The sequence below is a fragment of the Nocardia sp. NPDC051787 genome (genome assembly GCF_040681325.1).
Taxonomy (GTDB): domain Bacteria; phylum Actinomycetota; class Actinomycetes; order Mycobacteriales; family Mycobacteriaceae; genus Nocardia.
This window is the reverse complement of the sequence record NZ_JBFAYO010000023.1, coordinates 98394-124963: the sequence shown is the minus strand read 5'-3', so window position 1 is coordinate 124963 and position 26570 is coordinate 98394. Positions and strand designations below refer to the sequence as shown.

14 protein-coding genes are annotated in these 26570 nt (G+C 70.4%); 6 read left to right on the top strand and 8 right to left on the bottom strand.

Features of this window, described 5'->3' with window-relative positions; all coding sequences use genetic code 11:
• The 8 genes from AB0M45_RS23780 to AB0M45_RS23745 all read right to left on the bottom strand — a co-directional run.
• Positions 1 to 920, bottom strand: a 920-nt coding sequence (locus tag AB0M45_RS23780) for a dioxygenase (protein WP_364333104.1), incomplete at its 3' end; no start/stop codon positions are given.
• Positions 921 to 1081: 161 nt separating this feature from the next.
• Positions 1082 to 1900 carry an ABC transporter permease gene (locus tag AB0M45_RS23775; protein WP_364333089.1) on the bottom strand — a complete coding sequence of 273 codons (819 nt, stop codon included), beginning with the start codon at positions 1898 to 1900 and terminating at the stop codon, positions 1082 to 1084.
• Entirely contained in the window at positions 1900 to 2718 is an 819-nt protein-coding gene (locus tag AB0M45_RS23770; protein WP_364333086.1) for an antibiotic transporter, read from the bottom strand. Before AB0M45_RS23770 ends, AB0M45_RS23775 begins: the two co-directional genes overlap by 1 nt.
• On the bottom strand, positions 2715 to 3701 hold the full coding sequence (locus AB0M45_RS23765; protein WP_364333083.1) for an ATP-binding cassette domain-containing protein: 987 nt from the start codon (positions 3699 to 3701) through the stop codon (positions 2715 to 2717). Before AB0M45_RS23765 ends, AB0M45_RS23770 begins: the two co-directional genes overlap by 4 nt.
• Positions 3698 to 16996, bottom strand: coding sequence for an amino acid adenylation domain-containing protein (locus tag AB0M45_RS23760; RefSeq protein ID WP_364333079.1), 13299 nt, complete (start codon positions 16994 to 16996; stop codon positions 3698 to 3700). Before AB0M45_RS23760 ends, AB0M45_RS23765 begins: the two co-directional genes overlap by 4 nt.
• A gap of 198 nt (positions 16997 to 17194) precedes the next feature.
• Positions 17195 to 17650: an AMP-binding protein gene (locus AB0M45_RS23755; protein WP_364333076.1), complete on the bottom strand. Its 456-nt coding sequence runs from the start codon at positions 17648 to 17650 to the stop codon at positions 17195 to 17197.
• Positions 17651 to 17791: 141 nt separating this feature from the next.
• Positions 17792 to 18883: an ABC transporter substrate-binding protein gene (locus AB0M45_RS23750; RefSeq protein ID WP_364333073.1), complete on the bottom strand. Its 1092-nt coding sequence runs from the start codon at positions 18881 to 18883 to the stop codon at positions 17792 to 17794.
• A gap of 69 nt (positions 18884 to 18952) precedes the next feature.
• Positions 18953 to 19663: a VOC family protein gene (locus AB0M45_RS23745; RefSeq protein ID WP_364333070.1), complete on the bottom strand. Its 711-nt coding sequence runs from the start codon at positions 19661 to 19663 to the stop codon at positions 18953 to 18955.
• A gap of 186 nt (positions 19664 to 19849) precedes the next feature.
• Between AB0M45_RS23745 and ctaD the strand changes: the two genes are divergently transcribed.
• The 6 genes from ctaD (at position 19850) to AB0M45_RS23715 (ending at position 26547) form a co-directional block, all read left to right on the top strand.
• Positions 19850 to 21589 carry a cytochrome c oxidase subunit I gene (ctaD, locus tag AB0M45_RS23740; protein WP_364333067.1) on the top strand — a complete coding sequence of 580 codons (1740 nt, stop codon included), beginning with the start codon at positions 19850 to 19852 and terminating at the stop codon, positions 21587 to 21589.
• Positions 21590 to 21781: 192 nt separating this feature from the next.
• The gene (gene serB, locus AB0M45_RS23735; RefSeq protein WP_364333064.1) at positions 21782 to 23044 is read left to right on the top strand and encodes a phosphoserine phosphatase SerB; all 1263 of its coding nucleotides are present in this window, start codon (positions 21782 to 21784) and stop codon (positions 23042 to 23044) included.
• Positions 23045 to 23321: 277 nt separating this feature from the next.
• On the top strand, positions 23322 to 23747 hold the full coding sequence (locus AB0M45_RS23730) for a protease inhibitor I42 family protein (protein ID WP_364333061.1): 426 nt from the start codon (positions 23322 to 23324) through the stop codon (positions 23745 to 23747).
• Positions 23747 to 24625, top strand: a complete 879-nt coding sequence (locus AB0M45_RS23725) for an aminoacyl-tRNA hydrolase (RefSeq protein WP_364333058.1) — start codon at positions 23747 to 23749, stop codon at positions 24623 to 24625. The genes AB0M45_RS23730 and AB0M45_RS23725 overlap by 1 nt, the downstream gene beginning before the upstream one ends.
• Positions 24626 to 24829: 204 nt before the next feature.
• Entirely contained in the window at positions 24830 to 25663 is an 834-nt protein-coding gene (locus AB0M45_RS23720) for an ABC transporter ATP-binding protein (protein WP_364333055.1), read from the top strand.
• A 113-nt stretch (positions 25664 to 25776) separates the two neighbouring features.
• Positions 25777 to 26547: an NUDIX hydrolase gene (locus AB0M45_RS23715; RefSeq protein WP_364333101.1), complete on the top strand. Its 771-nt coding sequence runs from the start codon at positions 25777 to 25779 to the stop codon at positions 26545 to 26547.
• Positions 26548 to 26570: the final 23 nt, after the last annotated feature.

Sequence of the window (26570 nt, the reverse complement as noted above, 5' to 3'; positions counted from 1 at the left end):
GGGGGGGGGTGCGGTGTCGCGTTGGCGGCCCCCCCTACACCCCCGCTGGCGGGGGGCGGGCCGGGGCGGCCCCCGGGCGGGGGGCGGCCCCCCCCCCCCCCCCCCCCCGACTGCGGACCGGAGCCGTTGCCCGACTCGGTGTTCTGCGATTTCTCGGCAACGCCCACGGTCAGCGAGACCGTCATCCCGGTGGCCGGTGTGCCCGTCACGGTGGCCAGCTCGGCATCCCAGCCGTCGCCGAAGACGTTGTCGGAGGCGAGCGTGACCTGCGAAAGGTTGGTGACGCTGCGCGCGTAACCGGAGTCGTGGGCGAATACCGTGGCGCAGGCGTCATGGGGGAGCGCGATTTGTGAGGTCAGGCGCGCGTTGTCGCCCGCGACCGCGGTCTGGAGCGAGTCGTAGACCTCGAAGTGGATGTGCGGCCACCGGCCCGCGTAGCAGGCCGGGAAGATCGAGGTGAAGCGGACCTTGCCGTCGGCGTCGGCGACCTGCACGCCGCGCAGGTAATTCTGCTCGGTCACGCCGCGGCTGTAGAGCGAATAGTTGCCGTCCCGGTCGCAGTGCCAGACGTACACCGCCATGCCCGCTCCGGCGCCGCCCTTGACCAGGTCCCGCAGCGATAATTCGAGTGTCATCGGAATGCCCTGCGCGACACCGGAATATGAGCCGAACGAAGTCGTGATGTCGCTGCGCACCACGCCGGACTCGACGAGCACGTTCGGTCCGTTCGACCCGTCGCCCGGATAAGGTCCGGCGGTTTCCTGCGGGGCGGCGGCGATATCGCCGGACTGCGCGGTGGTCGCGGCGCCGGTACCGGTTGCCGAGTCGTTCGCCCCCGAGGCGCACCCGGCCGCCACCGCCGCGCCCGCGGTCGCGCCCAGGAAGAACAGGGCGCGGCGCCGGGACACCATCACCTGCATATCGTGCGCGAACCCGAGATCGTGCTCGTGTACTTCACCGCGTCCTTTGCCCACTGGTGGTCCTTCCGTTCGTCGAGGTCGTCCTCGGTGACGTTAGGAACGGGCGCTCCTGGTGGGCTGGGACCGAGCTGGGAGTTCGCTGTGCGTGCTCGTCGTCGTCTTCATCGCCTGCTGGCTCTGCGGTAGCCGATGGCCGCGGGGACGGCGAACAGGACGATCGCGCCGAGCGACCAGGCGAATGTCAGGGTGAGCGGCCGGGCCAGCGTCCCGTCGTAGGCGAGGGCGCGCATGGAGTCGACGGCCACCGACATCGGTTGGTTGTGGACCACCGGCTGGATCCACTTCGGGAAGGCCTGCAGCGGGACGAAGCCGGTGCTGAAGAACATCATCAGCGAGGTGAGGATCGTGATCCCTTCCACCAGTGTCGCTTTCGCCGTGAAGACGGCCACCGCGGTGACGATGGTGGCGAAGGCCAGGCCGAACAACACCGGGATGAACAGGAAGACAATCGTCGCCGCGACGCCCTGGTGGAAGCGAAAACCGAGCAGGAAGCCCACCAGGACGACGGCGAGTGCGCACACGAAGATGCGGCAGCCCTCCGCGAGAACGCGCGAGGCGAGGCCCGAGGCGCGGTGCACCGGCAGCACCCAGAAGCGGGCGAGCAGGCCCGCGTCGCGCTCCCGGCCGAGCAGGATGCCACCGGCCACCGCGCCGGACAGGGCGGCGACCAGGGCGACCATCGGCACCGACCCGTACAGCGCGCTGTCGCCGGTGAACTTCTCGATCTGCCCGCCGATCACGGTGTTCAGCATGATCAACAGCAGGCACGGGATGATCAGCGTCTCCAGCAGCGTGACCGGGTTGCGTGCCCAGCGCAGCAGCAACCGTTGCGTCTGGATCAGTGTGTGCAGCGCGAGCGCCGACATCGACGTCTCGGCGCCGGTGTGCAGGTCGTCCCTGCGATCGGCCGGCAGCACCATCACGACCTCCTCGAGCTCAACCGGACCGACAGCGGAATGCAGATGATCAGGATGGCGATCGCCCATGCCGACGGCGGGGCCAGCAGCGACCAGGTCACCTCCCCGGCGTTCGGCCCTTTGTCACCGGCGAACGCCCGCAAGGCGATGGCCCACTGCGAGACCGGCTGGTTGCGCACGAACGGCTGCACCCACGCGGGGAATTGGTGTGCCGGAGCCAGGCCCGTGGACAGCATGCCGAAGATCAACGGTGGCAGTACCAGCGCCTGCGCGGTTGCCTCTGGGTTGCGCGAGACCGTCCCGATCACGTCTCCTCCCATCATCAGCGCGAGCCCGACGAGCAAAGAGAACAGCACGAAGCCGATCGTGTGCGCGGTGTCGAGATAGAAGCGGAAGCCGATCACGTGGCCGCAGATCAACGCGGTGATCAGCCCGATGGCGAAGCGGAAGAGGTTGCCGGACATGCGCGCCGCGACCGGAACCAGCGGCGGAATCGGCATCGCGCCGAAGCGCCGGTTGAGCCCGGCGACCGAATCGGTGGCGGCGCGGAAAGCCGCCGAGACCGCCGTGAACGCGGCGGCCTGCAGCACCACCAGCGGCATCATGAACTGGGCGTAGCTGCTGAACCCCGTGCCGGAGAAGGTCATCACGGTCTTCAGCGGGATGTAAAAGCTGGCGGTGAACGCCGCGGGCGCCAGCACCGAGGTGAGCACCTCGCCGCTTTGCACCGACGGAGCGATCAGCCGGGTCGTGAGCACCCACCATTGCTGCGGTCGCAGCGGGGCCGCGCGGGTCTGGGTGAGCCAGGTCGCCGCGGTCACGACACGACCTCCGGCTCGGCGGTCTCCTCGACCGTCGCCAAATGTCCGGTGAGCTGGAGGAAGACGTCGTCGAGCGAGGGGCGGCGCAGCGCGATGTCCACCAGTTCGACACCGGCGCTGTCCAGCCGGCGCAGCGCTTCGGCGAGCGTTTTCGCGCCGTCCGGCGCGGGTATGGCGATCCGATCGGATTCGGCGGTGAGCGCGGCCCGGTTATCCGGCGGCAGCAGCGAACCCAGCGCCGCGGCGATGGCGGGCAGGTCCTTCAGATCCAGCGGCACCACCTCGCAGTAGCTGCCTCCGGTCCGCGACTTCAGTTCGTCGGCGGTGCCATGGGCGATCACCACACCGTGGTCGATGACGATGATCCGGTCGCTGAGCGCGTCCGCTTCCTCCAGGTACTGGGTGGTGAGCAGCGTGGTGATGCCCGCCTTCTTGAAGCCGGACACCAGATCCCAGACGCCCTGCCTGCTGCGCGGATCCAGCCCGGTGGTGGGTTCGTCCAGGAACACCACGTCGGGCCGCACGACGAGGCCGCAGGCGATGTCGATGCGCCTGCGCATGCCGCCGGAATAGGTGCCGACCCGGCGGCCCGCGGCGCGCTCGAGATCGAATTCGGTGAGCAGTTCGTCGGCGCGGGTGCGGGCCGCGCGCTTGCGCAGGCCCATCAGCCTGCCGAACATCACGAGGTTCTCGTATCCGCTGAGCATGTCGTCGAGCGCGGCGTACTGTCCGGTCAGCATGATGCTGCGGCGCACCGCCGCCGGGTCGGCGACCACGTCGTACCCCGCGACCAGCGCGCGTCCGCGGTCCGGCCGGATCAACGTGGACAGAATGTTCACCGTGGTGGTCTTGCCCGCGCCGTTGGGTCCGAGGATGCCGAGTACCTCGCCCGGCTCGGCCGCGAAGTCGACTCCGCGCAATGCCTTGACCGCGCCGAACGATTTCTCGATTCCCTCGACGACGACTCCCTGATCGAAGCTCATCCTCGGCCTCCCAGATGTGCATCGAGCGCGCGCGCGATGACCGGCAGCACCTGCGGTGCGGTCAGTTCGTCGTGCGTGACCTCGATGTCGTGGTTGATGATCTCGCCGGTCACGTACGGCCGCCAGCCGTCGGGACCGAAGATGTCGGAGGTGTCGACGGTCGCGCTGAAGTACACGATGTCGCCGTCGAACACCGGGCGCTGATAACCGGTCCTGGTCCGTGCGGCGGCGTTGTACGACCCCGCCATCCGCTCCAGAGTGGCGGCGTCGACCAGCGAGACACCGCCGAGCCGCTCCCGGATCAGGTCCGCCGCCTGCTGCGCGGTCGCCTCGGCGGGCACGTCGTGGATGCCGAACACCGAGCCGAACGTGTTGACGAACGAGCCTGCGGTGACCCGCTCGATGCTGTCGCCGTCGATGTCGGCAGTGTCGGCGTCCAGCAGCGCGACGACGCCGACTTCGGCGCCTTCGGCCTTCAGCTTCGTCGCCGCCGCGTGCGCGATGAGCCCGCCGAAGGACCAGCCGAGCAGGTGGTAGGGGCCGTCCGGTTGCAGGCGGCGGATCTCGCGCACATAGCGGTCGGCGAACTCCTCGATCGAGCGCGCGGGCGGTTCGTTGCCGCTGAGGTCCGGGGCCTGGAGGCCGTAGATCGGACGGCCGGGGGCAAGCGCGTCGGCGAATCCCAGGTAGGTCCACGCCATCCCGGACGAGGGATGGATGCAGAACAGCGCGGGTTCGTCGCCGCCGAGCCGGATCGGCAGGACCACGTCGAGTCCGAGACCGCCCGCCGCCGGGGCGGCCGGTGGCGCGGTGGCCGTGGCCTCTTCCTCGGCGGCGGTCCGTGCCGCCGGGGTCTGCGCGAAGCGGGCTGCCGCGCCGAGTGTTTCGATCCAGAGGTCGGCCAGCTCGGCCACCTCGTCGTTGCCGAGCAGCGTCCAGGGGAAGCCGAAGCTCGCGCGCAAGCGGTCACCGATGACGACAGCGTTCACATCGATCGCCGATTGCAGGGGCACGCCGGGGTGTTCGGCGACGTGCACGTCACCCAGGTCGTCGGTGGGCAGCCAGCCCAGGCCCTCCAGTCCCGCCGGGATGTCGCCCGTGGAGTACCTGCCGAGGTAGTTGAAGCCCACCCGGCCCGGGAGGCGTTCCGGGAGCTGCCGGGCGGTCTCGGGGTCGAGGTAGCGCAGCAGGCCGAAGCCGATGCCTTTGTCCGGCACCGCGAGCAGCTGATGCTTCACCGCGCGGATGGCCGCACCCAGGGCGGGTCCACCGGTGAGCGCGTCATCGATGTCGATGCCGGCCAGGTCGAGTCGCACGGGGTAGATGCTGGTGAACCAGCCGATGGTGCGGGACAGGTCGGCGCCGGGGACCACTTCTTCCTGGCGGCCATGGCCTTCCAGCCGCAGCAGCGCCGTCGGCTCGGTGTCGCGCCAGCGCACCAGCGCCAGGGCCAGGGTGGCCAGTAGCGTGTCGTTGACGCTGCCCTGGAACAGGCCGGGCAGGGTGGTGAGCAGCGCGGTGGTGACCTCTGCGGACACCTCGCGCTCGACCATGCGCAGCGTGCCGGTGTTGTCGATCGCCAGGTCCAGCTCCCTGCCGCCGATCAGCGGGTCGGCTCCGGCGAGAACGTCGTGCCAGTAGGCCAGCTCGGCGCGGCGGCGTTCGGAGTGCGCCTCCTCGGCCAGCGCGTGCGCCCAGCGCCGCATCGAGGTCCCGGTCTCCGCGAGCACCGGCGTGTTGCCGACCGACACCTGAGCCCAGGCGGCCACCAGGTCCGGCACCAGGATGCGCCAGGAGACGCCGTCGATGACGAGGTGGTGCGCCAGCACGATCAGCCGCCCCGCGCCGGTGCGGGTGCCCGCCGCGCCCACCGGGTCGAGCCAGATGAACTGCAGCACTGTGCCGTGCGCCGGATCGAGCCGGTCGGCCGCGGCGTCCAGTTCGGTCATGGCGAACTCGTGCAGCTCGATCGGTTCGATCGCGTCGAACTCGATGCGGTGCACGAGCGCGTCCACGTCGACCGAGCCGGGCGGGCCGACCACGATGCGCGGACCGTCCTCGGCGTCGGTGACCAGCCGGGCGCGCAGCATGTCGTGCCGGTCCACCGCGGCGGTGAGCACCGCGACGATCTGGGCGCGCTCGATGCCCACCGGCAGCTCCAGCACGGCGGTCTGGGCGAAGCGGTCGTAGTTGCCGCCGCGCTGCAGCATGTAGTGCGCGATCGGCGGCAGCGGCAGCTCGCCGCCGCCGCCGCCGGGCAGCTCCTCCAGCGTCACCGCGGTGCCTGCGGCGTCGATCGCCGCGGCCAGCGCCGCCACCGTGCGGTGCTCGAACACCTGTAGCGGGGTGCACGTGATGCCCTGCTGCTTGGCCCGCGACACCAGCTGGATCGCCAGGATGCTGTCGCCGCCGAGCGAGAAGAACGAATCGTCGGCGCCGACCGGTGTCACCCCGAGCAGCTCGCCGAAGATCGCGGCCAGCTGCTCTTCGGTCGGCGTGGACGGCGCGCGGTACTCGGTGCGGTCGGCGGTGAACTCCGGTGCGGGCAGCGCCTTGCGGTCCAGCTTGCCGACCGCGTTGAGCGGGATCTCGTCCAGCACGACGAACGCCGAGGGCACCATGTAGCCGGGCAGGATGTCGGTGGCGAACGCGCGTACTTTCGCCACGTCGAGCTCGAATCCGGGCGTGCGGACCAAGTAGGAGGCCAGCGCGGTCGCCCCGGTGGGGCCGGGCATGCCGAGCGTCACCGCGAAGTCGACGCCTTCGGCGCGGCCGAGCACCGCGTCGATCTCACCGAGCTCGATGCGCTGGCCGCGGACCTTGACCTGGAAATCGGTGCGGCCCAAGTACTCCAGCTCGAGCCCCGCCTCGGAGCGGATCCAGCGCACCAGATCGCCGGTGCGGTACATCCGTTCGCCCGCCGCACCGAACGGGTTGGCCATGAAGCGGGCGGCGGTCAAGCTCGTCCGGGCGTGGTAGCCGCGGGCCAGCGAAGGTCCGGCGAGGTACAGCTCGCCCGCCACGCCCACCGGGACCGGGCGTAGCCGGTCGTCGAGGACCAGCACGGCGGCTCCCTGCACGGGCGTGCCGATGGTGACCGGCAAGCCGAGCTCGAGCGGCGCCGAACCGGTTGCCCAGATGGTGGACTCGGTCGGACCGTAGAGGTTGACCATGGTGCGCCCGGTGGCCCAGCGTTCGACCAGTTCGGCGCCGACCGCCTCACCGGCCACCGCGAGCACCCGCACGCTGGTCACCTCGTCGGGATCGAGGGTGGCCAGCGCGGACGGCGTGATCACCATGTGCGTGACCTGCTCGGCCTCGATCAGCTCGGCGAGTGCGCCGCCGCCGAACACGTCCGGCGGCGCGACCACCGACGCGCCACCGGAGCCGAACGCCATGATCGCTTCGAACACCGACGCGTCGAAGCTCGGCGACGCGACTTGCAGCACCAGGGAGTGCTCCTCCAGACCGAGCGACTTCTGTTGCGCGGCAACGAGATCAGCGATGCCGCGGTGCGAGACCGAGACACCTTTCGGCGTGCCGGTGGAACCGGAGGTGTAGATCATCCATGCCGCATTGTCCGGCCGGATGGGTCCGGGCAGGTCGCGTTCGTCCAGTGGGTGGCTGCTCGCGGCGCCCCAGCGTTCCACCAGGGCCAGGTCGTCCAGCACCAGCCAATTCGTGCTGTCGGGGAGCATCGGGCGGTACGCGGCGAGGGTGAGGCCCAGCGTCGCGCCGGAGTCGGTGAGCATGTGGTCGATGCGGTCGACCGGGTGCTTCGGATCCACCGGCAGGAACGCCGCACCGGCCTTCGCGGCGGCCCACATGCCGGTGAGCAGTTCCGCCGAGCGCGGAAGACCCAGCGCAACTACGGTTTCCGGCCCCGCGCCAGCCTCGCACATTACCCGCGCCAGACGATTGGCGTGCGCGTCGATCTCCCGGTAGGTGGTGGTGTATCCGCCGGCCACCAGGGCGGGCCGCTCCGGATACCGCTGGGCGGTTTCGGCCAGGAGTCGCGGAAGCGTTGTGGTACCGGCGGTTTCGGGACCGCGCACCGGCACCAGCGTGGCGCGTTCGGCGTCGTCGAGAATGTCGATATCGGCGATGCGCACGTCAGGGCGAGCGAGAACGGTCGCGAGCACGCGGCGCCACCGGGCGGCGAACGCGGCAACGGTCGCCTCGTCGAACAGATCCGTGGCGTAGGTCAGCACGGCGTCGATGCCCGCCGGAACGCTCTCGCTGAAGCGCTCACGCAGATCCAGGGTCAGGTCGAACTGGGAGGCGTTGCGATCGAAATCCTCCACCTCGAAACGCAGGCCCGGCAGCTCCAGCCCCGGTTCGACGAAGTTCTGCAGCGACAGCGACACCTGGAACAGCGGGTGGTGCGCGGTCGAGCGGGCCGGATCGAGCACCTGGACCAGCCGCTCGAAGGGGACGTCCGCGTTGGCGAAGGCGTCCAGGTCCGTGGACCGGACGGTGTCCAGGAAGGCCGCGAAGCCGACTCCTGGGTCGACCAGCGTGCGCAGCGCCAGGGTGTTGACGAACATGCCGACCAGCTGGTCGAGCGCCTCCTCCCCGCGACCGGCGACCGGGGTGCCGATCAGCACGTCATCGGTGCCGCCGAGCCGGGCCAGCAGCGCCGCGAGCGCCGCGTGCACGACCATGAACGGGCTGACGCTCTGCGCTGCGGCGAATTCGACCAGCGCACTGTGCGTCTCGCCGTCGACGGTGAACCCGAAATCGGCGCTGTGCATGGTCTGCACCGCGGGCCGCGGACGATCGGAGGGCAGCTCGAGCACGTCCGGCGCGCCCGCCAGGGTCTCGCGCCAGAACCGGATCTGGCGTGCCGCGGCCGATTCCGGGTCCGCCTCGTCGCCGAGCACCTCGCGATGCCAGAGTGCGAAGTCGGCGTACTGCACCGGCAGCGGGACGCGGATGGCGTGCCCGCCGCTGGACCGCTCCGCGTACGCGGCGGCCAGGTCGGCTGCCAGCGGTGCCATGGAAGCGCCGTCCGCGCTGATGTGGTGCACGACCAGCACGACGACGTGCACCGGCCCAGGCGCCGCCATCGGTTCGGCCGCCGCGTAACTCGACGAGACCGGGGCTGTCCCGGCCGGGGCGGACGCGACGGGAGCTTCCCCGGTAGATGCACCCGAGGACACCGGCCCGGCACCCGCGGACGGCGCCGCCGCTGCGTGGATCCCGAACAGGGCGACCCGCAGCGGCGGTTGCGTGGCCAGGTCGAATCCGGTGCCGGCCAGCTCGGAGATGCGTGCGCGTAGCGCCGCGCCGTCCTCGGTGCCGACCACCGGCATGGCGGGCACGGCCACGTCGGCGCCGACCACCACCTGGCGCGGCCCCTCCGCGTCCGCGGGATAGAGCGTGCGCAGGCTCTCGTGGCGCTCGACCACGTCGACCAGCGCGGCGCGCAGGGCTTCGACATCCAGGTCGCCGGTGAGCCGCAGCGCGATCGCGATGTTGTAGGCGGCCGAAGCCGGATCCATCCGGTTGAGCACCCACATGCGCTGCTGCGCGGGGGAGAGCGGAACGCGGTCCGGACGAATCCGTGGCGCGAGGACGAACCGGCCCGGCTCCGCGCTGGTCGCGGGAACGACCCGGGCGGACAGCTGGGCCACGGTCGGCGCGTCGAACAGATCGCGCAGCGCGATCCGCGACGCGAGTGCCGCGTTCACCCGCGCCACCACTTTGGTCGCGCTCAGCGAGTTGCCACCGAGCTCGAAGAACGACTGGTCGACTCCGATCCGGTCGCGGCCGAGCACGTCGCCGAACACCATGGCCACCGTTTCCTCGACCGGCGTGCGCGGCGCGAGGTAGGGGCGGTGGGTCTCCGAGAAGTCCGGTACCGGAAGGGCTTTGCGATCCAGCTTGCCGACCGGCGTGAGCGGAATCGAGTCGAGCACGATCAGGTACCCGGGCACCATGTACCCCGGTAGCTCGGCGGCCACTTGGGCGCGCAGCCGCTCGACGTCCAGCAGGACGCCCTCGGCGGGCAGCACGTACGACACCAGGACCGTGGTCCCGGCCGGGCCGGTGCGCCCGATGGTGACCGCGTACTCGACCTCCTCGTCCCGGGAGAGCACCGCGTCGATCTCGCCCAGCTCGATCCGCAAGCCACGGATCTTGACCTGGAAGTCGCTGCGGCCCAGATATTCCAGCTCGTAGCCGCCGTCCGGCCCGGTCACCCAGCGCACCATGTCGCCCGTGCGGTACATCCGCCCGCCGGATTCGCCGAACGGATCGGCGACGAAACGGCTCGCCGTCATCTCGAACCGGTTGAAGTAGCCGCGCGCGAGCGCTGGACCGGCCAGATAGAGCTCGCCGGGCACGCCCACCGGCACCGGCCGCAGCCAGGAGTCCAGCACCATGGTGGCGGCGCCGCGGATCGGTCCGCCGATCGTGATGGGCTCGCCGGGGACGAGTTCGCCGGGGCCCGTCGCCCAAATGCTGAACTCGGTGGGGCCGTACAGGTTCACCATGCGCCTGCCGGGTGCCCACCGCTCGATCAGCTCCGGCGTCGCCGCCTCGCCCGCGACCGCGAGCACGCGCAGCTGGTCCAGATCGGTGGGTTCCATGGTGGCCAGCGCGGACGGCGTGATCACCGCGTGGGTGACCCGCTGGGTGCGCAGCAGGTCTTCGAGTTCCGCGCCGCCGTAGACGTCCGGCGGCGACACCACCAGCCTGCCGCCGGCGCCGTGCGCGATCAGCAGCTCGAACACCGAGGCGTCGAAGCTGGGCGAGGCCACCTGCAGCGCGCTGGCGGTGTGGTCGAGATCGAGCGTCTCTCGTTGCGCAGCAACCAGATTCGCGATACCGCGGTGGCTGAGCAGCACCGCTTTCGGCTTGCCGGTGGAGCCGGAGGTGTAGATCAGGTACGCCGTCTGGTCGAGGTCGATGGGTCCGCCGCGCTCGTTGTCGGTGATCGGCGCGTCGGAGATGGTCATCACCCGGCGCATGGTGTTGAGATCGTCGAGCAGCAGCCAGTCGATGGTGCCGGGCAGCGTCTCGCCGGTCGCGGTGACGGTCACGCCGATCGGCGCCTTGGAGTCGGTGAGCATGTGCTCGATGCGCTCCACGGGGTAGTTCGGGTCCAGCGGAGCGAACGCCGCGCCGGTCTTGGCCAGCGCCCACACCGCGACCACCGATTCCAGCGACCGGGTGAGCGCGAGCACGACGAACACCTCGCGTCCGACTCCGCGGCGCAGCAGCACCCTGGCGTAACGGTTCGACCACGCGTCGAGTTCGCCATAGGAGATGGTGAGATTGCCCGCGGTGACCGCGATCGCATCGGGATTGATCCGCGCGCCCGCGGTCAACAGCTCGGGCAACGTGGCCGACCACGCCGATTCCGGGCCGCGCACCGGGAGCAGCGCGGCGCGTTCGGCGTCGTCGCAGTACTGCAGCTGGGACACCAGCGCGCGTGGGTTGTCGGCGAGCTGGGTGAGCAACCGGACGAACCGATCCAGCAGCGGCCGGGCCGACTCGGGCGGAAGCTGGCCGGTCAGGTATTTCAGCGTGATCCGCAGCGTGTCCTGCCCGTCGGCGCCGCGCAGCGGAATCACCATGAGGTTCAACGGATACGGCGTCGCGTCGGTGCCCTCCACGTCCAGCACGCGCATGCCCGCGATGTCCAGCGCCTGCGACAGCGCCTCGCGGTCGATCGGGTAGGACTCGAACACGGTCAGGGTGTCGAACAATTCGGCCAGGCCGACCGCTTGGTGGATGGCGGCCAAGCCGACGTGCTGATGGTCCAGCAGCCGCGCCTGTTCGGACTGCACGCGGGCGAGCAGGTCGGCCACCTTCTCTGCCGGATCCAGCCGCACCCGCACCGGCAGTGTGTTGATGAACAGGCCGACCATCTCCTCGACCCCGGACAGCTCCGGCGGCCGGCCCGAGACCGTGCCGCCGAACACCACGTCGGTGCGGCCGGTGAGCATGGCCAGCAGCATCGCCCACGCGGCCTGCACCAGGGTGTTCACCGTGGCGCCCGCTTCCCGGCCCGCGGTCTCGAGCTGAGCGACGGTGGCGCGGGACAGGTCGACCGAGAGCATGCCGGTTTCGGTCGATTCGATTCCGGCCAGGGTCGGCACCGCGCGGGTCGGGGTGTCCACGCCCGCCAGCGAATCCGTCCATGCCGCAAGCGATTCCGCGTCGTCCCTGGTCCGCAGCCAGGTCAGGAACTCGCGATAGGAGTGCGCGGGCGGCAATGTCGAGGCGTCGCCGTCGGTGACGTAGAGGGTGAGCAGCTCGCGCACCAGCAGTGGCGTCGACCAGCCGTCCAGCACCAAGTGGTGGTTGGTGAGCAGGAAGCGGTAGGTGTCGGGTGCGATCCGCAGGAGCGTGCAGCGCAGCAGTGGTGGACGGGTGAGCTCGAACCGGGTGCGCGCGTCCACCGCGATCAGCCGATCGACCTCGCGGGCGCGCTCGCCGGAGTCGGCGATGCCGGTGAGATCCGCCTCGTGCCATTCGATCTCGGCGTCGGCCAGGACCAGCTGGCGCGGGCCGTCCTCGGTCTCGGCGAACGCGACGCGCAGGTTCTCGTGCCGGGTTACCAAAGCCTGTGCGGCACGTCGCAATCGGGCCGAATCCACGGTGCCGGACAGGGTGAGCAGCGACTGCACGGTGTAGCCGTCGGCGGTGTCGGAGTCGTACAGCGCGTGGAAGAGCAAGCCGTACTGCAACGGCGAGAGCGGCCACACGTCGATGAGGTTCGGGTAGTCGCGTTCCCAGGTATCGATCTGCGCCTGGGTGACGGCGACCAGATCGAAGTCGGAGGGGGTGCGTCCGCCCGCCCCGGCGGATTCGGCGTGCTCGGCGAGGGCGCCGAGGGCCTGTGTCCACAGTGCGGCGAGTTCCGCGAGGTCGGCTTTCTCGAACAGCCGCGAGGCATAGGCCCAGGTCACTTCGAGGCCGGAATCGGTGTGGACGGCGTTGATGTCCACCGCCGCGGCCAGCGGGGCGCGATCGTCCTGGGTCGCGGCGAAGCGGCGCGGCAGCCAGGGCTCCGCCTCGCCGCCGGTGGTCGCGCGGCCGAGGTAGTTGAAGCTGATCTGCGGTGTGGGCGCGTCCGCGAGCGCCGCCGCCGTCTCGGGGACCAAGTAGCGCAGCATGCCGAACCCGATGCCCTTGTCCGGCAGGATACGCAGCTGTTCCTTGGTGGCCTTGATCGCGGCACCCGCCGCGGCTGCGCCCGCGTACGCGTCCGCTAGATCGATGCCGGCCAGGTCGACAGCGACAGGGTAGATGCTGGTGAACCAGCCCACCGTCCGCGCGATGTCGGCGCCGGGCAGGATGGACTCGGTGCGGCCGTGGCCTTCCAGGGTGAACAGCGCCGAGGTGCGTCCGCGCCAGCGGGCCACCGCCAGCGCGAGCGCGGTGAGCAGGACATCGTCGGCGCCGCAGTGGAATCGGTCGGGTGCGGTGGTGAGCACGGTCCGCGCGATCCCCGGCGGCACCACCGTGGTCAGGTGCGCCACGGTGGCCACCACATCGAGTTCGGGGTGCATCGGCATCGAGCCGAGTTCCGGATCGGGCGTGGCCAGAATGCGTTGCCACAGCGGCAGTTCCGCGGCCCGAGTGGCGGCGTGCTCGTGCTGCCCGTGCGCCCAGCGCCGGAACGAGGTCCCGACCGGCGCGAGTTCGCCGCCCACTGTCGCGGTGGCCAGATCCGGCAGCAGGATGCGCCAGGAGACGCCGTCGGTAACCAGATGGTGCAGCACCAGCCACAGCAGCGGCGCGGCGTCCGCACGTTCGATCCACACGAAGCGCGCGAGGACGCCGGACTCCGGGTCGAGCCGGTCGGCGGCGCGCTGCAACTCGCGTTCACAGGTCGCCTCGAGATCCGTGTCCGCGGTCACGACCTCGAGCAGTCCGTCGGCGTCGATCGAGCCGGGTTCGGCGACCACCCAGCTCCAGCCGTCGCCGGTGCGCCGCAGCGTCGAGCGCAGCAGGTCGTGCCGATCGAGCAGTGCTTGCACCGCGGCGACCAGCGGCGCGCGTTCGATTCCGGCCGGCAGTTCGATCAGCACGGCCTGGGCGAACCGTCGCCAGGTGTCGCCGTGCTCCAGCATCGCGTGCACGATCGGCGTGAGCTCCACGTCGCCGACGCCGCCGCCGGGCAGTTCGCGCACCTCCACGGTCGGTACGTCGGTGGCGACGGCGGCCAGTGCCGCGACGGTCTTGCGCTCGAAGACATCCCGCGCGCTGAACCCGATCCCGGCCGCCTTGGCGCGCGACACCAGCTGGATCGAGACGATGCTGTCGCCCCCGAGCGCGAAGAAGCTCTCGTCGACGCCTACCGCGTCCAGGCCGAGCACCTCCGCGAACAGCGCGGCGAGCGCCTTCTCGCGCGGTGTGGACGGCGGCCTGCTCGTGACCGTGCGTGCGCCGAAGTCGGGCGCGGGCAGCGCCTTGCGGTCCACCTTGCCGAGCGGGGTCAGCGGGAGGCGGTCGAGCACCATGACCACGGCGGGCACCATGTAGGCCGGAAGTGATTCTCCAGCAGCGGCTTTCAGGGCCTCGGGATGGGCCTCGGCGCCGGGCTTCGGCAGCACGTAGGACACGAGTGCGGTGGCGCCCGCCCCGGTTTCGACGCCGAGGGTGAGTGCGAAGTCGACGTCGGGATGCCGCTGCAGGGCGGCGTCGATCTCACCCAGTTCGACCCGGAAACCGCGCACCTTCACCTGGAAGTCGCTGCGGCCCTGGTACTCCAGTTCGATCCGGCCGTCGTGCTCGACCCAGCGCACCAGGTCGCCGGTGCGGTACATCCGCTCGCCCGTCGCGTAGGGGTTGGCGACGAAGCGGTCGGCGGTGAGTCCGTTGCGCCGGTGGTAGCCGCGCGCGACACCGGGACCGGCGAGGTAGAGCTCACCGGTGGTACCTGGGGGCAGCGGCCGCAGCCACGGGTCCAGCACCACGGCCGACACGTCGCGGGCGAGACCGCCGATGGTGACCGGCGCATCGGGAGTCAGCGGGGCGCTGAGCGTCACGGTCACCGTGGTCTCGGTGGGGCCGTAGCCATTCAACAGGGTGCGGCCGGACCACTTCGCGACGAGCTCGGGCGGGCAGGCGTCGCCGCCGACGATCACGGTACGCAGTTCGGGCAGGGTCGCCGGGTCCAGCGATCCCACGACGGCCGGGGTGACATTGAGGTGGCTGACGCGGTGCCCGCGCAGCACCTGGGCGAGTTCCTCACCCGCGTACGCCGACGGCGGCACCACGGCCAGGGTCGCGCCCGCGGCGAGCGTGACCAGGATTTCCTCCACCGAGATGTCGAAGCTGGGTGACACGGCATGGGCGACAACGGACTCCGCGTCGATGCCGAATCCCGCGCCGGAACTCGCGACCAGATTCGCCAACCCGCGATGCGTCACGAGCACGCCCTTGGGTAGCCCGGTGGAGCCGGAGGTGTAGATGACGTACGCGACCTGGTCCGGGTGCGTTGCCGCGGATCGCTCGGCCTCGATGAGCGCGGCGCTGTCCTGCTCGGCCACGGCGCGCTCGGTGCTCTCGTCATCGAGAATCAGCCAGGACACCCGGTCCGGCAACGACTTTCGCGCCGCCGCGACCGTGATCCCCGCGACGACCCCGCTGTCGCCGGCCATGTGCTCGATCCGGTCGGCCGGGTAAGTCGGGTCGATCGGCACGAACGCCGCGCCGGTCTTGGCCACCGCGATCGTCGCCAGCACCGACCGGATCGAACGCGGAATCGAGATCGCGACGGTGCGTTCCGGTCCGGCGCCCGCGGCGATCAGCACCCGGGCCAGGCGGTTGGTGTAGTCGTCGACCTCGCGGTAGGTCAGCGCGGTCGCGCCTTCGACCAGCGCCGTCGCCTGTGGATCGCGGGTAGCGCCCGAGGTGAGGATCGCGGGCAGCGTACGTGGTGCGACGCCCGCGCCGCCGCGGGCGGGGGCGTACCGGGCGAGTTCGTCGTCCGACAGCACCGAGATGGTCGTCAGCGGCGCATCCGGCCCGGCAGCGAGGAAGCGGTGCAGGAACGACAGGAATCGGCGGTGCTGTGCGGCCAGTTCGGTGTCGCTGTAGAGGTTGCCGTTGGCCTGGAAGTCGATGTGCGTGCTCTCGCCGCCGACGCCCGGATACAGGTTGACGAACAGGTCGTCGATCAACCCGGAGGTCAGCACGTGCAGCCGCCCGGTGACCCGGCCGAGCTGGATCCTGGTGTCGACCATCATCAGGTTCACCGAAGGACCGAAGGACCCGGCCTCGTCCATCGGCCAGCCCAGATCGCGGAAGATGTCCTCCTGGCGGTAGCGCTGCCGGCGCAGCGCACCGGTCAGCTCGCCTTGGGCGGCGCGGATCACATCGCCGACGGTCGTGGCCGGCTCCAGCCGCAGCCGCAGCGGGACGACGTTGGCGATCATGCCGCCGGAACGCCGCAGCGTCGCCGTGGTGCGCGCCGACACCGGAAGGCTCAGCACGACCTCCGCCGAGCCGGTCATCGCGGACAGGTACGCGCCGAAGGCCGCCACCACGGTGGGTGCGACGCCGGAGGACACCTGCTCGGCGACGGCGTCCAGCATCCGCGCGGTGTCGGCGGGCAGGTCGCCCTCGACTCGGATCGGGTGTCCGTCCACCCCCGCGGTGCGGCCCGCCAGGTTCACCGGGTCGGCCATGCCGTCCAGATGGGCGAGCCAGTGTTCCCGGTCGGCGAGGAACCGCTCCGAACTGCGGTAGGCCAGATCCGCCTCGACGATCTTGCGCAGATCCTCCGCTTTCGCGGGCGGCTGTTCGCGACCCTCGACGGCGGCGTTGTAGAGCTCCCCGGTGCGCTGCACCACGGTCAGCGCACCCATGCCGTCCAGCACGATGTGGTGGATCCGCGAATACCAGAACCAGCGCTCCGCGCCGACGCGCAGCATGGCGATGCGCACCAGCCGGTCGCGGGTCAGCTCCAGCGGGGCCTCGTACTCGGCCCGCATCCAGGCGTGGGCGGCGGCTTCCGGGTCGGGTTCCGTGCGGAAGTCGATGGTTTCCAGGCTGTCGTCGAGCGTGGTGTCGACGAATTGGAACGGATGCCCCTCCACCTCGACAAGGCGCAGGTACCCGGTGCCGAACTCGCGCCCGGCCTGACGCGCCGAACGCGCGAGCAGGTCGACGTCTATCGGTCCGTTCAGTTCGACGTACTGGGCGATGGATATCGGAGTGTCACCGGCGACATGCTGGGCGAACCAGATGCCGCGCTGTGCCGCCGACAGGGCGAATGCTCCGTCGGGAAGCACTGTGTCCGTATCTTTCGCCGAAAGGGAAGGCTGTTGCATGACGTGTCCTACGTTCTGACCGCGGTCGGGCTACCCAGGAATGACCGCCAGTAGCCACCGCGGTACCGGTAGTACCTGCCGCCGCACAGATCGCGGCAACTCAATTCTGAACCGGTGCGGTCGGCGCTGCGGGGGTATTGCGCACACTGCGCGACCCGAACATCACTGTTCGGGTCGCGGGGGGAGGGGTGGGCCCGGTCAGGCGGCTGCCGGAAGAAGATCCAGGTCGGCCGGGGTGAGCGGGGCGTCGGAACCGGCGAGGTAGCGCTGCAGGGTGGAGCGCTCGTCCAGCACCAGCCAGGCGATCCCGTCACTCGACTCGGGCCGCTGGTCCTTGGTGGTGATCCCGACCGTGGTGCCGAGGGCGAAGGAGCCGTCGCCGGTGACCGGGACCGTGACCGCTCCGATCTTGGTGGCGGCCCGCTCGGCCACGGTGGACTCGATCGGGTGGTCGATCGCCACCGCGACGCGGGCGCCCGGGCCGGCGCCGAGCTCGAGCAGCAGGCGAGCCATGCGGTTGGACCAGCGGTCCAGTTCAGCGTAGGTGAGGTCGCAATCGGCGGTGGACACCACGACCGCGCCTGGATCGACCTCGGCGACGGGCTGGGCCAGCGGCAGGACGTACAGGTTGTCGGAAGCGGTCATGGTGTGCATGTCGTGTCCTCGAGTGTCGAATGAGAGGTGTTTCGCGCACTTCTCAATCTCGTCCTCGAGCGGGCTTTCCGACACCAACCCCAGCGTTGGTCCGCGCACTCCCAGGGTGGGCAAAACCTCACCCAGGGTGGGGCGCGGAGCTCAGTCGTTCACGTAGCCGTTGAGCGTGGCGCGCAGATCGGTGAGCAGCGCGCGGGCGGCGGTGAGGCCGTCGCCGTGCCAGACGGTGTCCTCGACGGCGAACACCCGGCGATCGGTGGCGGCGCTGAGTTCCTTCCATTCGTCGGTTCGCATGACGGCTTCGCCGTGCTTCTTCCCCTCGGCGCCGGCGAGGATCACGTAGATCACGTCGCCCTCCACCTTGGTGGCGAACTCATCCTCGCCCACCTCGAACGAGGCGCCCCGCTGGGCGGCGGGACGCTGCACACCCACGTCGCCGAGGACTCGACCCGCGAAACTGTCGCCGCCCTGCACCTGGTCGGCGTCGGCGGTGAAGCGGAGGACCGACGCCTGGGTTTGCGCCGCCGCCAAGGCGGTACCGGTGTCGCTTGCCTCGGTGCGATAGTTCTGCAGCGCTGTCTCCCCGGCCTCGTGACGTCCCAAACCCGCTGCGAAGGCGGCGAATTCGGCCTGCCAGCCGGCGTTCGCGCTGACCAGCACGGTCGGGGCGATGGCCTGCAGCGCGGCGAAACCGGCCGCGCCGGTGGGGATTTCGCCGAGAATCAGATCGGGACGCAGATCGGCGATCCGGGCCGGATCCGGCTGCGCGGCGGTTCCGACACCGGGAATCTTCAGCACGCCGGTGCCGAGATAGGCGGGCTGCGGGCTCGGCCCCTCGATGGTCACCGTGCCCACCACCCGCTCCCAGAGACCGAGCGCGCAGACCGCGTCCAGCGCGGAGGTGGTCAGCACGACGATGCGCTGCGGGTCGGCGGGCACCACCGAGACGCCCGCGGCATGCGTGACGCTGCGAGTGGTCCCGCTCGCCGGGTCGGGCGCACTCGGCAGCGCGCACGCCCGGGTGGTGTCGCGCTCCAGCCCGACCACCCCGGCGCCCGCGATATTCGTGGTGGTGCGCACGATCGAGACGTCGTCGTCACTCTTCCCGCCACACCCCGCCGCGAGAACGGTCGCGCACAACGCGGCGACGGCGACCACCCGGCGGCCCGCCGAAGCGGCGTGTGCGGAAGAGGCTGTGCGGTTTCGGATGCGAACGAAGGCGCTCAGCGGCATGCCGGTGAGGGTACAGCGTTTGTTTTGCAGCGCCTGCGGCGCTGCGTGTTCGCGGCCCCCTTGGCGAGTTCAGGCTTTCTCGCCGCCGATGCTGAATCGGGCGCCTGTGGCGTCCACGACCGAGGCCATTCGGCCGTAGGGCGTGTCCTCGGCGGGTGACAGCACCGAGCCGCCCAGTGCGACGACCCGTTCGACGGTCTCGTCCACGTTGTCGGCACCGAAGTAGACGGTCCAGCCCGCGGGTGCGCCTTCGGGCAGGAAGGCCGAGGCGTCCATGACGCCGCCGAGCATCGGGCTCTGCGCGTGGATCGTGGTGTAGCGGAACTCCGGGACGTCGGAGATGGTGAAGACGTCCGACCAGCCGAAGACCTCCCGGTAGAAGGCCAGCGAGGCGTCGTAGGCGCGGGTGTGCAGCTCGAACCAGGACGGCGCGCCCGCGTGCTCGCGCCACTGCCCGCCGGACACCAGGCCCATCGTCTCGAACCCGGGGAACGTCCCGGCCTGCCAGATGCCGACCCCCGCACCGCCGACGTCGCCGAGCACGGCCATCGTGCCCAGCTCGCCGACCCGCATCACGGGCACGATCAGCGACGCTCCCGCGGCGACAGCCGCGTCCGCGGTCGCTTGCGCGTCGGGGCTGGCCAGATACACCGTCCACTGCTCGGGGCTGTCGGTGTCGCCCGGCATCCTGCCCATCGCGCCCGCTACCGCGCGGCCGTCCTTGCGGAAGGTGATGTAACCGCCGAACTCCCGTCTGTCACCGGTAGAGACGACCGCCACCCGGAGTTCTCATCGGTACGCGAGCGCACCGGGGAAATACGACAGAGAGTAGGACCCGTTCGGCTTGCCGGATAGGCACCGTTTACCATTCGATGAGCGCAAGCGAACTGTCGTCTGTCCCGCATCGGGGTGGATGCGATCAGCGGAGCCTGCGGAGCGACCTAAAGGCACCTTTCAGGAGGATCAGTGACTGCCGTAGAGCCCCAGCCAGTCCCTCAGTTGGAAGCGACTCGGCCTTATCCGGCTCGGACCGGGCCGAAGGGCTCGTTCATCTACAAGATGGTCACCACCACGGACCCCAAGGTCCTCGGTGTCATGTACCTGACCACGTCGATGGCCTTCTTCCTCATCGGTGGCCTGATGGCCCTGCTGATGCGCGGCGAGCTGGCGCGGCCCGGCCTGCAGTTCCTCTCGCCCGAGCAGTTCAACCAGCTGTTCACCATGCACGGCACGATCATGCTGCTGTTCTACGCGACCGCGATCGTGTTCGGCTTCGCCAACATCATCCTGCCGCTGCAGATCGGCGCGCCCGACGTCGCCTTCCCCCGACTGAACGCCTTCAGCTACTGGCTGTACGCGTTCGGCGCCAGCATGGCGACCGCGGGCTTCATCACCCCGGGCGGCGCCGCGGACTTCGGCTGGACGGCGTACGTGCCGCTGACCGACATCCTGCACTCGCCCGGCGTCGGCACCGACCTGTGGATCCTGGGTCTGGCGGTCTCCGGTCTGGGCACCATCCTCGGTGGCGTGAACATGCTGACCACCGTCGTCTGCCTGCGCGCGCCCGGCATGACCATGTTCCGGATGCCGATCTTCACCTGGAACATCGCCGTCACCAGCGTCCTCGTGTTGCTGGCCTTCCCGCTGCTGACCGCCGCGCTGTTCGGCCTGGCCTACGACCGGCACCTGGGCGGCCACATCTATGACCCCGCGACCGGCGGCATCCTGCTCTACCAGCACCTGTTCTGGTTCTTCGGCCACCCCGAGGTGTACATCATCGCGCTGCCGTTCTTCGGCATCGTCTCGGAGATCTTCCCGGTCTTCTCGCGCAAGCCGATCTTCGGTTACACCACGCTGGTCTACGCGACCCTGGGTATCGCGGCGCTGTCCATCGCGGTCTGGGCGCACCACATGTACGCCACCGGCGCGGTGCTGCTGCCGTACTTCTCGTTCATGACCTTCCTCATCGCGGTCCCGACCGGCGTGAAGTTCTTCAACTGGATCGGCACCATGTGGCGCGGTCAGCTGACCTTCGAATCGCCGATGCTGTTCTCCATCGGCTTCATCGTCACCTTCCTCTTCGGTGGCCTGTCCGGTGTCATCCTGGCCAGCCCGCCGCTGGACTTCCACGTCACCGACTCCTACTTCGTCGTGGCGCACTTCCACTACGTGCTGTTCGGCACCATCGTGTTCGCCACCTACGCGGGCATCTACTTCTGGTTCCCCAAGATGACCGGACGCATGCTCGACGAGCGCCTGGCCAAGTGGCACTTCTGGACCACCTTCATCGGCTTCCACACCACCTTCCTGGTGCAGCACTGGGTGGGCGCGGAGGGCATGCCGCGCCGCTACGCCGACTACCTGCCCAGCGACGGCTTCACCACGCTGAACACGATCTCCACGATCGGTGCCTTCGTGCTCGGCGCCTCGATGCTGCCGTTCCTGTGGAACGTCTTCAAGAGCTACCGCTATGGCGAGGTGGTCACCGTGGACGACCCGTGGGGCTACGGAAACTCGCTGGAGTGGGCCACCACTTGCCCGCCGCCGCGGCACAACTTCTACGAGCTGCCGCGCATCCGCTCCGAACGGCCCGCGTTCGAGCTGCACTACCCGCACATGATCGAGCGGATGCGCGCCGAGGCGCACGTCGGCTGGGGCTCGGGCAAGCACGCCGTCGAGGTCCACGAAACGGTCGGGGCGAAGTAGGCGGCTGCTTCGCCTGCGCTCGGCCCGGCGCGGGCTGTGGACGGACTTCGTCCGGCTGCGCCTTTTATGTCGCTGGCCGGGTTCGTCCGGCCACGCCGTAGGATTCAGCGCGACGGGTGTGCACCTGCTGGTGACCAGCGGGTGCACACTCATTTGTGCAGACCGACACGCACCGTGGCGTTTGCGACAACGATGTCCAGCACAGCGACGGCAAACACCGAACTTGGAGCTCATCAGTTGGCCGACACCACCGTCCTCGTCACCGTCACCGGGCCCGACCGCCCCGGTGTGACGTCCGTGCTGCTCGCGGCGATGTCGCGGCACCAGGTGAGCCTGCTGGACGTGGAGCAGGTCGTGATCCGGGGCAGGCTGACCCTTGGCGTCCTGGTCACCTGTCCGAACGACCCCGAGGCGTTGCAGGACGAACTCGAAGAGGCCATGAACACCGTCGGCATGCACGTCGACGTGGAAGTGGACGCGGCGATCGGCAGACAGCCGATGTCCACACACGCGGTGGTGATCCTCGGCAGCCCGGTCACGGCGCGCGCGTTCAGCGCGGTCTCGCGGCAACTGGCCGCTCTGGGCGCCAACATCGACACCATCCGCGGCATCGCCGACTACCCGGTGACCGGCATGGAGCTCATGGTCACCGCGATCGACTCCGGCCCCGATACGGATTCGCGGCTGCGCACCGCGCTCGCCGAGGTCGCGGTCACCGAGGAGGTCGACGTCGCGGTGGAGCGCGCCGGGCTGGCGCGCCGCGGCAAGCGCCTGATCGTGTTCGACGTCGACTCGACCCTGATCCAGGGCGAGGTCATCGAGATGCTCGCCGCCCACGCCGGTGTCGAGGACGAGGTCCGCAAGGTGACCGAGGCCGCCATGCGCGGGGAGATCGACTTCGCCGAATCGCTGCGGCAGCGGGTCGCGACGCTGGCCGGTCTCGACGAGTCGGTGATCGAGGCCGTGGCCGAGAAGATCGCGCTGACCCCCGGCGCGCGCACCACCATTCGCACGCTGCGCCGCATCGGCTTCCGCTGCGGCGTGGTTTCCGGCGGCTTCCGGCAGGTGATCGAACCGCTGGCGCACGAGTTGGAATTGGACTTCGTGCAGGCGAACACGCTGGAAGTGGTGGAAGGCAAGCTGACCGGCCGGGTCGTCGGTGAGATCGTGGACCGGGCGGCCAAGGCCACCGCACTGCGCAAGTTCGCGGCCGAGGCCGGGGTGCCGATGGAACAGACTGTCGCGGTCGGTGACGGCGCCAACGACATCGACATGCTCAACGCCGCCGGGCTCGGCATCGCGTTCAACGCCAAGCCCGCGCTGCGCGAGGTCGCCGACGCCGCGCTCTCGCATCCCTACCTGGACGCGGTGCTGTTCATTCTCGGGGTCACCCGCCACGAGGTGGAGGCCGCGGATGCCAGGGACGGCCTGCTGCGCCGCGTCCCACTGGGCTGAGCGTTCGCACCTGGTCCGCCGGGTAGCCGGGCGGTGAGCATGGCGCTCGGCTCGTCGTTCCCGCCCCGCCGACGGAAGGACCGCGCGGTTCCGGGACGCCGTGCTGGGTGTCGCGGGCCACTGGCTCGCCGACACGGCTTCGCCCATTCGGAACTCGCCCAAGTCGCGGCGCACCGGCTCGCCACCTATGTGCCCCGGATAGCCCACCGCTCGCCGATGTCTTTGAGCGCCGCTCGGTAGGCTCGCTGCGGTTGATCATTCGGCGATCGGAGGACGGGTGCGGAAGTCCCTGCTGGTGCTGCTTCTCGGGTTGGCGGTGGCGGGGTGCGGCGGCAACGACGTGTCCGGCGAGACCACTTCCGAGTCCGCGAATCCCGTTGTGCGCGCTGGCGCTGCCGACAACGGGCAGGAGCGGCGGTTGCGCGTCGGACAGCGGCTCATGGTCGCCCTGCCGTCCAACCCGTCGACCGGATATTCCTGGAGCATCGCGGAAGTGGACGCGGCCGTGGCGAAGCAGGACGGCGAGGCGGATTTCGAACCCGATCCGGCCGTGCCCGTCGCGCCGGGCGCGGGCGGCACCTCGGTGTGGAGCTTCGTGGGCGCGGCTGCCGGTGTGACGGCGCTGCGGATGGAGTACACACGGCCGTGGGAACACGGCTTGACACCAGCCGAAACGTTTTCGCTGACGATCAAGGTGGAGTGATGACGGGCATCCCGGAATGCGGCGCCGAGGTCCGCGGTGGCGAGACCGGCACGGCGGCAACCGCATCGGACATCGCGGGATTTCGCGTGCGGCATGCCGAGCTGGCGGGCGGGTACGGCGGCACCGGCGATCCGGACGACCCGGCCATGGTGCAGGCCATGCAGATGGTTCTGCACCTGCCCAAGACCGATCCGCCGCCGCGCAGCGCGCTGCTCGCCGCGGCGGCCGCGGCGGCAGTGGCACTGTGCTTGGACGAGCGGGTCGGTCCGGGCGGCGAGTGGGAAGCGCGATATCTGGCCTGGAAGCGCTCGCGCATTCGCAAGCTGGCCCGGCGCGCCCGCGGCGCCCAGTGGCGCGCGACCTGCGCGGTGGACGGCGTCACCGTCGAGATCGACGGCGCGCAAGCGCGCGCACTGGTCCCCGGCCCGGTGGGGGAGGTCGATCCGGTGATCAAACGCCTGCAGATCGGCGGAACCGATCTCGACCACGACGACCCCGGCCCGCCCGCCCCGGAGCTGCCGGTGCTGTGGGTGAACGCCGCACTCGGGATGACCCTGGGCAAAGCGGCGGCGCAGGTGGGGCACGCGAGCATGCTGCTGGCCGGTGCGCTGCCGGTCGAGCACGCGTTGCGCTGGGCGGAAATCGGCTTCCACTGCGCGGTGCGCGAAGCCGATCCCCAGCGCTGGGCGACCCTGTCCGCCCAGGTGGTCGAGGGCACCGCGGTCGCCGTGCGGGACGCGGGATTCACCGAAGTGGCACCGGGTTCTATGACGGTGATTGCGGTGCCCCGCCCACTCCTGGTGAGCGGGGGGGACGCCCTCGCCGCGGCGACGCGGTTTCGGGCGGGTGGCTCCGGGCGGCGCGGTGGGAGTGCCTGATGTGGTGTTCACGGAGGTTTGCGCCGGGTTCGATGACGGTAAGCGCGGTGCCCCCGGTCCTGGTGACCGCGCCGCGGCGGCACCTGGGTCCTCGGCGCGGTCTCGGACTTCCGGCGCGGCGGCGACAGCTGGGGAGGTGTCGATCAGACCAACTGGACCGTTTTCCCTCCCCGCGTTGGCGAGTGCCCCCGCTGGTGGGCCAAGATGGAGCGCGTGCCGCAACCGGATCCCGATCTGCTCATCGATTTCACCGACGTGACCGTCCGCCGTTCGGGGCATACCCTCGTCGGCCCGGTCACCTGGCAGGTCGAGCTCGACGAACGCTGGGTGGTCCTCGGCCCCAACGGCGCGGGCAAGACCTCGCTGCTGCGGATGGCCGCGGCCGAGGTACACCCCACCGCGGGCATCGCCCATCTACTCGGGGAACGGATCGGCAAGGTCGACGTCAGCGAGCTGCGTCCGCGTATCGGCCTGTCGTCGGCCGCGGTGGCCAGCCGGGTCCCGGTCGACGAGAAGGTCAGCGACCTGGTCGTGTCCGCCGGATACGCGGTGCTCGGCCGCTGGCGGGAGCGCTACGACGACATGGACACCGACCGCGCCATCGACATGCTGGAAAGCCTGGGCGCCGAACATCTCTCCGACCGCACCTACGGGACGCTGTCGGAGGGCGAGCGCAAGCGAGTGCTCATCGCTCGCGCGCTGATGACCGATCCCGAGCTGCTGCTGCTCGACGAGCCCGCCGCGGGCCTGGACCTGGGCGGCCGGGAGGAACTGGTGGAACGGCTCGGCGATCTCGCCGCCGACCCGGACGCGCCCGCGATCGTGCTGGTCACCCACCACGTGGAGGAGATCCCGCCCGGCTTCACCCACGGCCTGCTGCTCAACGAGGGCGAGGTGGTCGCGCAGGGCCTGCTGTCGGATGTGCTCACCGCGGAGAACCTCAGCGACGCCTTCCGGCAATCGATCGCGCTGGACCGGGTGGACGGCCGCTACTTCGCGCGGCGCGCTCGCCGCGCGGGCAAGCACCGCACCCGCTGACGCGGACGTCGTGACGGCGCTCACCAAGCGCGCGTTAGGGTGCAGGGGTGAGTGAGACAGCAGCGCAGGCCGACTCGCAGCAGCCCCCGTCACCCAAGGACGCGTCGACGGTGATGCTGGTGCGTGACGGCGCCGATGGACCTGAGATCTTCCTGCAGCGCCGGGTCGGCGCCATGGCGTTCGCCGCGGGCATGACCGTGTTCCCCGGCGGCGGTGTCGACCCATCCGACGGCACCGCGGACATCGCCTGGGCCGGTCCCGAGCCCGCCTGGTGGGCCGAGCGATTCGCGACCACCAAGGCCAGGGCGAAGGCGCTGGTCTGCGCGGCCGTGCGGGAGACGTTCGAGGAATGCGGCGTGCTGCTGGCCGGCCCCGCCGCCGACAGCGTGGTCTGCGACACGACCGGATACCGGGACGCCCGCGGCAGGCTGGAGCGCAGAGAGCTGTCGCTGGCGACGTTCCTCGCCGAAGAGAAGCTGGTGCTGCGCGCGGATCTGCTGCGGCCGTGGGCGAATTGGATCACCCCGGTGATCGAGCCGCGCCGCTACGACACCCGGTTCTTCGTCGCGGTGCTGCCGGAAGGCCAGCTGGCCGACGGCGCCACGTCCGAGGCGGCGGAGGTGCAGTGGAGCACTCCGGCCGAGGCGCTGGCCCGCTGGCGGTCGGGCACCGACGTGCTGTTGCCGCCGACCTGGTCGCAACTGGTCGCGCTCGGCGAATTCGGTTCCACCGCCGAGATCCTGGCCGCGCGTCGCGCGATCGACCCGATCCTGCCGGTGCTGGCCGACGTGGACGGCAAGCACATGCTGTCCTTCCCGGACAACGAGCGCTACTTCGCCGATCTCCCGGACGCCGGACGCCTCAAGGGCTCCGTGCGGCCGTGAGGATTCCCGGGGCTACCCGGTAG

Excerpts from the sequence above, each read along its gene's own strand:
- AB0M45_RS23775 (WP_364333089.1), bottom strand. The coding sequence starts at position 1,900 with ATGGTGCTGCCGGCCGATCGCAGGGACGACCTGCACACCGGCGCCGAG.
- AB0M45_RS23715 (WP_364333101.1), top strand. The coding sequence starts at position 25,777 with ATGCTGGTGCGTGACGGCGCCGATGGACCTGAGATCTTCCTGCAGCGC.
- AB0M45_RS23755 (WP_364333076.1), bottom strand. The coding sequence starts at position 17,650 with ATGCACACCATGACCGCTTCCGACAACCTGTACGTCCTGCCGCTGGCC.
- AB0M45_RS23765 (WP_364333083.1), bottom strand. The coding sequence starts at position 3,701 with ATGAGCTTCGATCAGGGAGTCGTCGTCGAGGGAATCGAGAAATCGTTC.
- AB0M45_RS23760 (WP_364333079.1), bottom strand. The coding sequence starts at position 16,996 with ATGCAACAGCCTTCCCTTTCGGCGAAAGATACGGACACAGTGCTTCCC.
- AB0M45_RS23750 (WP_364333073.1), bottom strand. The coding sequence starts at position 18,883 with ATGCCGCTGAGCGCCTTCGTTCGCATCCGAAACCGCACAGCCTCTTCC.
- AB0M45_RS23725 (WP_364333058.1), top strand. The coding sequence starts at position 23,747 with ATGACGGGCATCCCGGAATGCGGCGCCGAGGTCCGCGGTGGCGAGACC.
- serB (WP_364333064.1), top strand. The coding sequence starts at position 21,782 with ATGTCCAGCACAGCGACGGCAAACACCGAACTTGGAGCTCATCAGTTG.
- AB0M45_RS23720 (WP_364333055.1), top strand. The coding sequence starts at position 24,830 with ATGGAGCGCGTGCCGCAACCGGATCCCGATCTGCTCATCGATTTCACC.